This window comes from Neobacillus drentensis, from assembly GCF_036966985.1.
GTDB classification, from domain to species: domain Bacteria; phylum Bacillota; class Bacilli; order Bacillales; family Cytobacillaceae; genus Neobacillus; species Neobacillus drentensis_E.
The window spans coordinates 350-9,621 of record NZ_JBALSN010000489.1; the positions used below are offsets into that span (position 1 = coordinate 350).

8 protein-coding genes, 1 pseudogene and 1 riboswitch are annotated in these 9,272 nt (G+C 40.2%); all 9 genes and pseudogenes read left to right on the plus strand.

Features of this window, described 5'->3' with window-relative positions:
- Nucleotides 1-59: 59 nt before the first annotated feature.
- The gene (locus V7659_RS26065; protein WP_335543005.1) at nt 60-1,448 is read left to right on the plus strand and encodes an amino acid permease; all 1,389 of its coding nucleotides are present in this window, start codon (nt 60-62) and stop codon (nt 1,446-1,448) included.
- Between the two features lie 108 nt (nt 1,449-1,556).
- Nucleotides 1,557-1,660: riboswitch (glycine riboswitch) on the plus strand.
- A gap of 242 nt (nt 1,661-1,902) precedes the next feature.
- Nucleotides 1,903-3,153, plus strand: a complete 1,251-nt coding sequence (gene glyA / locus V7659_RS26070) for a serine hydroxymethyltransferase (RefSeq protein ID WP_335543006.1) — start codon at nt 1,903-1,905, stop codon at nt 3,151-3,153.
- 14 nt (nt 3,154-3,167) lie between these two features.
- The gene (locus V7659_RS26075; protein ID WP_335543007.1) at nt 3,168-3,680 is read left to right on the plus strand and encodes a serine dehydratase beta chain; all 513 of its coding nucleotides are present in this window, start codon (nt 3,168-3,170) and stop codon (nt 3,678-3,680) included.
- On the plus strand, nt 3,680-4,579 hold the full coding sequence (sdaAA, locus tag V7659_RS26080) for an L-serine ammonia-lyase, iron-sulfur-dependent, subunit alpha (RefSeq protein ID WP_335543008.1): 900 nt from the start codon (nt 3,680-3,682) through the stop codon (nt 4,577-4,579). Before V7659_RS26075 ends, sdaAA begins: the two co-directional genes overlap by 1 nt.
- Nucleotides 4,576-5,688 carry a glycine cleavage system aminomethyltransferase GcvT gene (gene gcvT / locus V7659_RS26085; RefSeq protein ID WP_335543009.1) on the plus strand — a complete coding sequence of 371 codons (1,113 nt, stop codon included), beginning with the start codon at nt 4,576-4,578 and terminating at the stop codon, nt 5,686-5,688. Before sdaAA ends, gcvT begins: the two co-directional genes overlap by 4 nt.
- Nucleotides 5,689-5,776: 88 nt before the next feature.
- Complete coding sequence (gene gcvH, locus V7659_RS26090; protein WP_335543010.1) at nt 5,777-6,169, plus strand: glycine cleavage system protein GcvH; 393 nt, start codon at nt 5,777-5,779, stop codon at nt 6,167-6,169.
- Nucleotide 6,170: 1 nt separating this feature from the next.
- A complete protein-coding gene (gene gcvPA / locus V7659_RS26095) occupies nt 6,171-7,523 on the plus strand; it encodes an aminomethyl-transferring glycine dehydrogenase subunit GcvPA (RefSeq protein ID WP_335543011.1) in 1,353 nt (450 codons plus the stop codon).
- On the plus strand, nt 7,516-9,000 hold the full coding sequence (gcvPB, locus tag V7659_RS26100; protein ID WP_335543012.1) for an aminomethyl-transferring glycine dehydrogenase subunit GcvPB: 1,485 nt from the start codon (nt 7,516-7,518) through the stop codon (nt 8,998-9,000). Before gcvPA ends, gcvPB begins: the two co-directional genes overlap by 8 nt.
- Before the next feature lie 120 nt (nt 9,001-9,120).
- Nucleotides 9,121-9,272, plus strand: a pseudogene (locus V7659_RS26105) (lipoyl synthase); the annotation flags it as partial.

The following is a 9,272-nucleotide window of genomic DNA, read 5'->3' on the forward strand; positions in this document are numbered from 1 at the left end:
ATCAACAGACAAGTTTAGCACAGCCTAAAAATTAAAAAAGTAGAGGGTGGGGATTTAATATGCAGGAACAGAAATTGTCGAGAGGCCTAAAAAACAGGCACGTACAATTAATCGCTATTGGTGGAGCAATCGGAACAGGATTATTTCTAGGTGCCGGAAAATCTATACATTTAGCTGGACCATCAATATTATTTGCTTACTTAATTACAGGTGTCATTTGCTTTTTAATCATGCGGGCACTTGGCGAACTGCTCTTAACCAATTTGAACTATCATTCTTTTGTTGACTTTGTAAGAGACTATTTAGGTAATATGGCAGCTTTTATCACGGGATGGACCTACTGGTTTTGCTGGATATCAATTGCAATGGCAGACTTAACAGCAGTTGGTCTTTATACTCAATATTGGTTTCCCTCTGTACCACAGTGGATGCCAGGATTAATTGCGCTTGTCATCTTGCTAGTTATGAACCTCGCTACTGTTAAGCTTTTCGGCGAAATGGAATTCTGGTTCGCATTAATTAAAGTCATCGCGATACTGGCACTCATTGTCATCGGTGTGTTCATGATTATTAAAGGCTTTTCCACCAATGCAGGAGCATCCAGTTTCACGAATTTATGGAGCCATGACGGCTGGTTCCCAAATGGCATAAATGGGTTTATTCTCTCATTCCAGATGGTTGTGTTTGCATTTGTTGGCATAGAGCTGGTAGGACTTACAGCAGGTGAAACCGAAAACCCAGAAAAAGTAATACCAAAGGCCATCAATAATATTCCTATTCGAGTTTTAATTTTCTACGTTGGAGCACTTATTGTCATAATGAGTATTTATCCATGGAACGCGATAAATCCAGCGAAAAGCCCATTTGTTCAAGTCTTCGTGGCGGTTGGAATCGCTGCAGCTGCTGGTATCGTCAATTTTGTCGTTCTAACTTCCGCGGCTTCGGCATGTAACAGTGCCATCTTCAGTACAAGTCGGATGGTATACTCACTTGCCAGAGATAAAAATGCACCTGTACCATTTACAAAACTTACTTCCCGTAAAGTACCTTCCAATGCATTGCTATTTTCAACTGTGGTCATTTTAATTGCCGTTGTGTTGAACTATGTCATGCCAGAAGGAGTATTTACACTAATTACAAGTATTTCTACTGTATGTTTCATCTTTATTTGGGGTATTACGATTATCAGCCATTTGAAATACCGTAAAACAAGACCAGATCTAGCAAAAGTAAACAAATTTAAATTGCCGCTTTATCCATTTTCAAATTACTTGATCCTAGCTTTTCTAGCATTTGTTCTGGTTGTGCTTGCACTTGCAGAAGATACTCGCGTTGCCTTGTTTGTAACTCCAGTTTGGTTTATTTTACTAATTGCCATATATAAGATGCGGAATATGAAGGAAAACTATGCCGATCAAGTCAATCAGGAAAAGATAGTAGAAAATTAATAGGTAACTCAAAAATGTCTTATTTTCCATTTTTGACACCGTTTTCAAAAAAAGCTTGACTTGGCTTCCTGTAACAATTATTCTGAAAATAATAAAAAAATAGAGCGGATGACGGTTGTGGGAGAGTGCAATTTTTACACGCCACCGAAGGAGCAAGTTCCAAAAAAACCCTTGGAATTAATCTCTCAGGTAGATGGAACCACAGCTGGACGCAACTCTGGAGAGCGCATTATAGTTATGCCACCAAAGGGGAAGGTTCAAAACAGAACTAAACTCTCAGGTAAAAAGGACAGAGAAGGGAATATGAAGCTACATGCTTCCCCTTCTTCTGTCCTTTTTTGCGTGCAAAAAAACAGATGTTTCGAGAAACAAAGACCTGGAGTGATTAGGAGATAAAAATTCCATGTGTGAAGCATAAAGGGGAGCCTGAACGATATTTCAAGGAGGAGTTTACATGAGTTTACAACAAAATGATCAAACCATTTTTGAAGCGATTAAAAAGGAGCAAGATCGTCAGCATCAAACATTGGAATTGATTGCATCGGAAAACTTCGTTAGCCAAGATGTCTTAGAAGCAATGGGAAGTGTGATGACCAATAAATATGCTGAAGGCTATCCAGGAAAGCGTTACTATGGCGGATGTGAATTTGTCGATGTGGCAGAACAAGCAGCTATTGATCGTTTAACAAAACTGTTTGGTGCTAAATATGCAAACGTTCAACCACACTCAGGTGCACAAGCTAACTTTGCTGTTTTTTTCGCATTGCTCCAGCCTGGCGATAAAATCATGGGAATGAACCTTTCACAAGGGGGGCATTTAACGCATGGAAGTCCTGTTAGTGTTTCAGGAAAATGGTTTGAGGTTGTGTCTTATGGCGTCAAAGAAGATACTCACTTGATTGATTATGATGAGTTAGAAGAAATCGCAAAAAAAGAACAGCCAAAATTGATTATTGCAGGGGCAAGTGCTTACCCAAGAAAAATTGATTTTGCACGCTTTAGACAAATTGCTGACCAAGTTGGTGCAAAATTCATGGTGGATATGGCGCATATTGCAGGACTCGTTGCCGCTGGTCTTCATCCATCGCCAGTTCCATACGCAGATGTTGTAACAAGCACCACCCATAAAACGCTCCGAGGACCACGAGGCGGTATCGTTTTATCAAACGATGAAGAGATTATCAAAGCGATTAATAAATCTGTGTTTCCAGGAATTCAAGGCGGCCCCCTTATGCACATCATTGCAGCTAAAGCGGTTGCTTTCAATGAGGCTTTACAACCAAGCTTTAAAGATTACGCGAAACAAATCATTGATAATGCAGCAGCACTAGCGGATACGTTAAAGAAAGAAGGAGCAACCCTTGTCTCTGGAGGTACAGACAATCACATTGTTCTTTTAGACGTTCGCCCGTGGAACTTAACAGGAAAAGAAGCAGAGAGATTGTTAGAAGAAGCAGGTATTACTGTTAACAAAAACACGATTCCCTTTGATCCTGCAAGCCCGTTTGTCACAAGTGGAGTCCGTATGGGAACAGCTGCTTTAACAACTCGCGGAATGAAGCAGGATGATATGGAGAAGATTGGGAAGGTAATCGCTGCTGTTCTGAAAAGTAAAGGTAATCTAGAAGTTCTTAAACAAGCAAAAGAAACTACTAAAAATATTTGTGGTAACTATCCACTGTTTCAACAGCCAATTACTGTTTAAGAAGGAGACATATCATGGAATTTCAAAGTTGCTTTGATATAATCGGCCCAATTATGGTTGGACCCTCGAGCTCTCATACCGCAGGTGTTGTGTCAATCGGTAAATTTATTTATGAACTGTTAGGTAGTTGTCCAGAAGAGACAAAAATTGTCTTTTATGATTCCTTTGCCGAAACTTACCAAGGACATGGAACGGATAAAGCGCTTATAGGCGGATTGCTTGGAATGAATACCGATGACCCACGAATAAAAAATTCGTTGGAGTGGGCAAAAGAGGATGGAATGCAATACCATTTCGAATTTGAAGACAAATGTACTTATTATAACCATCCCAATACAACGATTGTAACAGCAAAATGCAATAATCGTGCTGTAAAAGTTGGAGGTGTATCGCTTGGCGGTGGTTTATCGAAAATCTTTATGATTAACGGAAGAAAAGTAGATATTCGTTTAAGTTCAGGCGATGACTTTACGTCCCTCGCTAGTCATTTTCAACCAAACGAGAAAGTATTTATGGAGGCAATTTAATGGAAATTAAGTCCATGGCAGAACTGATTGAGGCTTGTGAAAGAGAACAAAAAACCATTGGCGAAATCATGTTGATGATGGAAGCGAAAAAGTCAGGAAGAGACGAAGAAACCATCATCAGCATGATGGAAGAACGATTGATCAAAATGAAGGAGGCCGTTGATAGCGGAATTAAAGACGGCTCAACAGCACCAAGTGGTATCTCCGGCGGTGATGCGGTGAAAATGTATAACTACATGACTCAGGGCAATGCCTTGTCAGGAACTTACATTAGTAATGCAATGACGTTTTCATTAGCTACATCTGAAAGCAATGCAAGAATGGGGATCATTGTAGCTACACCAACCGCTGGAGCAGCTGGTATTTTACCTGGTGTATTGTTTTCTCTTTATAAAAATGACTCCTATTCTTATAAAGATTTAGTCATGGGCTTATTTACTGCAAGTATGCTAGGTTACGTGATTGCTAACCGTTCCTTTATTTCAGGAGCAGCAGGAGGCTGTCAAGCAGAAGTGGGATCGGCAACGGCAATGGCTGCGGGGACAATCGTAGAGTTAAAAGGCGGTACACCACAACAAGCTGTAAATGCCACCGCCATTGCGATGAAATCATTATTAGGCTTGGTGTGTGATCCGGTTGCAGGACTTGTTGAAGTACCTTGCATAAAGCGAAATGTCATTGGTACATCGATAGCCTTTTCAGCTGCCGATCTATCACTTGCTGGCGTGGAAAGCCGTATTCCATGTGACGAAGTCATAGAAGCGATGTATAAGGTTGGAATTGAAATGCCACGGACACTAAGGGAAACCGCACTTGGCGGGCTGGCGATGACCGAAACAGGTAAAAAGGTAAAAGAACAGTTATTTTGTCGGAAATCTAAATCGGAGGTAACACAATGAGTACAGAAACATTGTTAAAACGAACACCCTTATTTGAAACATATAAAAAACATGGCGCAAAGGTCATCGATTTTGGCGGCTGGGAACTTCCGGTACAGTTTTCAAGTATTTTAGAAGAGCATGAGGCAGTACGTAACCGAGCAGGACTTTTTGATGTCTCCCATATGGGCGAAGTAGTGGTAGAAGGAAAAGATGCAGAAAGCTACATAAACTATCTGGTCACAAACGATGTTACAAAACTTAGTATCAATCAGGCGCAGTATACTGCAATGTGCTACCAGAACGGCGGAACGGTCGATGATTTATTAGTTTATAAATTAACGAATGCAAAATATTTACTCGTCATCAATGCGGCCAACATTGATAAAGATTTTGAATGGATGAAGCAACATGTAAAGGGTGAAGTAACTCTCAAAAATATCTCTAATGAAACCGCTCAGCTAGCCATTCAAGGGCCAAAGGCTGAATGTATTTTGCAAAAACTAACGGAAATCAATCTTTCTGAAATTGGCTCATTTAAATTTGCACAACATGTCAATGTTTCCGGGATAACAGATGTCCTCGTATCACGTACTGGTTATACAGGAGAAAATGGTTTTGAGCTTTATTTAGCAGCTGACCAGGCGGAAGCACTATGGGAAAAGTTGATAGAAGCAGGTAGTGAAGATGGCTTAAAGCCATGCGGACTGGGTGCACGGGACACCCTTCGTTTAGAGGCCCGTCTTGCCCTTTATGGTCAAGAACTGTTAAGCGATATTAGTCCTCTTGAAGCAGGAATCGGTTTCGCGGTAAAAACCAATAAAGAAAGTGATTTTATTGGAAAAGAGGCACTTTTAAGGCAAAAAGAAGAAGGATTAAAACGCAAATTAGTAGGAATTGAAGTAACTGGCCGTGGGATTCCGCGGCACGGTTATAAAGTAATTTCAGAGAGTGGAGTGGAAATTGGTGTAGTTACATCGGGAACACAATCACCCACTCTAAAGAAAAGCATAGGTCTTGCCCTTGTATCAGCGGAGTATGCACAAGTTGACACACAACTAAAAGTAGAAATCCGTAATAAACAAATTGATGCAGTAGTAATAAAGACCCCGTTTTATAAAATGGGTTAATAGAATCATAGAATTCTATTCTTACAGTTACTTAATTACATGTTCTAGATAGTCAAATTCAAAATCACAAACGAAGGGAAGTAAAATTATGACAAACGCAACTGCAAGTTTACTATATAGCAAGGAACACGAATGGGTATTACAACTAGACGGAAATCGGGTAAGAATTGGAATTTCTCATTTTGCACAAAAACAGTTAGGGGATATCGTGTTTGTTGAAACTCCGGAAGTTGATGATGAAGTAACTGTGGAAGAATCGATGGGAACAATCGAATCGGTTAAAGCCGTTTCTGAAATTTACGCTCCTGTATCTGGAACGGTTGTTAGTGTAAACGAGGATTTAAACGATAATCCTCAGACAATCAACGAACAGCCATATGATGCAGGGTGGTTAGTAGAAGTGGAACTATCTAATCCAGAGGAGTTAAAATCCCTTTTAAATGAAAATGAGTACCAGGCATATATTGAAGGAGGGGAATAAGATGACCAACACATTTAGATACCTTCCTGATACGAAACAAGATCAAGAGGAGATGCTCTCATTTTTAAACGTGTCTTCAATCGATGATTTATTTGAGGACATTCCAAAAGAAATACGTTTAGAGGGTGAGTTAAACATTCCAGAAGCGGTTCCAGAGCCGCTTCTGTTGAAAAAAATGCAACAGCTTGCTTCGAAAAATAAAAATGCCAACAACTATCCAACCTTTCTTGGTGCAGGTACATATGATCACTACATTCCAAGCGTGGTAAATCATATGATTTCACGTTCAGAATTTTACACAGCTTATACGCCATATCAACCGGAAATCAGCCAAGGTGAGCTGCAAGCTATTTTTGAATTCCAGACAATGGTTTGTGAGTTAACAGGAATGGATGTTGCCAACTCTTCTATGTACGATGGCTTTACATCACTTGCAGAAGCTGCCTCACTTGCTATTTCATCAACAAGGCGTTCAAAAGTGCTTGTATCAAAAGCGGTTCATCCTGAATCACGATCGATATTAAATACAGTAGCACGCGGCCAAGAATATACAGTAGAAGAAGTCAATCTTGTTGATGATGTTACCGATCTAAGAGGATTAAAAGAACAAATGGATAAAAGCATTGCCGCTGTTATTGTTCAATACCCAAATTTCTTCGGATCAATTGAAGATTTGGCAGAAATTAAAAAAATTGCGGATACACAAGGAGCGCTGCTCATTGTTAGTGCTAATCCACTGGCACTTGCGCTTTTGCAGGCACCAGGTAAACTCGGGGCGGATATTGTGGTGGGTGATATGCAGCCATTAGGAATACCAATGGCTTTTGGAGGCCCACACTGCGGTTATTTCGCTGTTCACAAAAAATTTATGCGTAAAGTACCAGGGCGGATTGTAGGACAAACAACAGATGAGCAAGGAAAACGTGGATTTGTCTTAACGCTGCAAGCACGTGAACAACATATTCGCCGTGATAAAGCGTCTTCTAATATTTGTTCCAATCAGGCATTAAATGCTCTTGCTTCCTCTATTTGCATGTCTGCACTTGGAAAGCAAGGAATTCGACAAATGGCCCAGCTAAACATTGAGAAAGCAGATTATATGGCAAAGTGTCTGCAAAAGGCAGGCTTTATCATTATCAATCAATCACCATTTTTTAATGAATTTGTTGTGGAACTTCCTCGTCCGATCAAAGACTTCAACACCAAACTGCTTGAGGCGGGAATCATCGGAGGATTTGACCTGGAAAGTGATTACGGCTTTGACAATCAAATGCTTATTGCAGTAACAGAGCAGAGAACAAAAGAAGAGATTGACCAATTTGTAAAAGTATTGGAGGAAGTCGTAAATGATTGAATATAATGAGCTAATCTTTGAAATTAGTCGTCAAGGGCGTATGGGTTCAAGCCTTCCTGAATCTGACGTAGAAAGCATTGATTTAAACACAAAATACCCGAAGCATTTGATTCGTGATGTACCAGCCGAGCTCCCGGAAGTATCAGAACTTCAGCTTGTACGTCATTACACAGCCCTTTCCAATCGAAACCACGGAATTGATAATGGGTTTTATCCATTAGGTTCTTGTACCATGAAATACAACCCGAAAATTAACGAGGATGTTGCACGTTTTGACGGCTTTAGCCGGATTCACCCGTATCAGCCGGCTGAAACGGTTCAGGGTGCTTTAGAGCTTTTATATAATTTGCAGGAAGAGTTAGCTGAGATCACCGGCATGGATTCAGTAACGTTACAGCCATCTGCAGGAGCACAGGGGGAATGGACTGGCTTAATGATGGTAAAAGCCTATTTTGAACAAAAAGGAGAAAAAAGAACAAAGGTCCTTGTTCCGGATTCCGCGCATGGTACAAATCCTGCCAGTGCAACTGTTGCTGGTTTTAAAACAGTCACCATTCCTTCCAATGAGAATGGGTTGGTCGACTTAGAAGAATTAAAAAAGCATGTGGATCAGGATACAGCCGCATTGATGCTGACAAATCCTAATACACTTGGATTGTTTGAAAAAGAAATCTTGGAAATTGCCAAAGTTGTTCATGAAGCTGGCGGCTTATTATACTATGATGGAGCAAATGCCAACGCCATTCTAGGAAAAACAACACCGGGCCATATGGGCTTTGATATTGTGCATTTAAATCTTCATAAGACGTTCACGACTCCTCATGGCGGCGGCGGCCCAGGAGCAGGTCCAGTCGGTGTGAAAATGCAACTCATTCCGTACTTACCTGTCCCACGTATTGAAAAAGACGGTGAGAAATATGTATTGAACTCAAATCATCCGCTATCAATTGGCCGTGTAAAAGGATATTATGGAAACTTTGGAATTTTGGTTCGTGCTTACACCTATATTCGTACGATGGGACCTGTAGGATTACGTCTAGTATCTGAGGGGGCTGTGCTTCATGCGAACTACCTCCGTAAAAAACTTGAACCGTATTTCGATGCTCCGTATTCACAAGTTTGTAAACATGAATTTGTCTTATCCGGTTCTAGACAGAAAAAGCTGGGTGTAAGAACACTTGATATGGCAAAACGTCTGCTTGATTTTGGTTATCATCCACCAACCATCTACTTCCCGCTAAATGTAGAGGAGTGTTTGATGATTGAACCTACAGAAACGGAATCAAAGGAAACAATGGATGCTTTTGCTGATGTGATGATAAAAATTGCCAAAGAAGTAGAAGAAAACCCAGAGATTGTGTTAGAAGCACCACACACGACAGTCATCGGCCGGTTGGATGAGGTACAAGCGGCGAGACAACCAATCTTACGATATATAATAGAAGAAACTGATCAGAAGGTAACAGTAAAATCTTAAACGAATTACCATTGAACCACTAGGAATGAAGAAATGGAGACAATTAACTTTCTTATGATCTCATTCTTGGTGGTTTATTAAATACTAAAAATCTAATGTCTGTTCTTAGGAGTGATAGACATGTCTACAAATAATATTCGCAAACCAGAATGGTTAAAAATAAAACTAAATACAAATGAACAATATACAGGATTAAAAAAAATGATGCGTGAAAAGAAGCTTCATACCGTTTGTGAAGAAGCAAAATGTCCAAATATTCATGAATGCTGGGC

Excerpts from the sequence above, each read along its gene's own strand:
- V7659_RS26065 (WP_335543005.1), top strand. The coding sequence starts at position 60 with ATGCAGGAACAGAAATTGTCGAGAGGCCTAAAAAACAGGCACGTACAA.
- glyA (WP_335543006.1), top strand. The coding sequence starts at position 1,903 with ATGAGTTTACAACAAAATGATCAAACCATTTTTGAAGCGATTAAAAAG.
- V7659_RS26075 (WP_335543007.1), top strand. The coding sequence starts at position 3,168 with ATGGAATTTCAAAGTTGCTTTGATATAATCGGCCCAATTATGGTTGGA.
- sdaAA (WP_335543008.1), top strand. The coding sequence starts at position 3,680 with ATGGAAATTAAGTCCATGGCAGAACTGATTGAGGCTTGTGAAAGAGAA.
- gcvT (WP_335543009.1), top strand. The coding sequence starts at position 4,576 with ATGAGTACAGAAACATTGTTAAAACGAACACCCTTATTTGAAACATAT.
- gcvH (WP_335543010.1), top strand. The coding sequence starts at position 5,777 with ATGACAAACGCAACTGCAAGTTTACTATATAGCAAGGAACACGAATGG.
- gcvPA (WP_335543011.1), top strand. The coding sequence starts at position 6,171 with ATGACCAACACATTTAGATACCTTCCTGATACGAAACAAGATCAAGAG.
- gcvPB (WP_335543012.1), top strand. The coding sequence starts at position 7,516 with ATGATTGAATATAATGAGCTAATCTTTGAAATTAGTCGTCAAGGGCGT.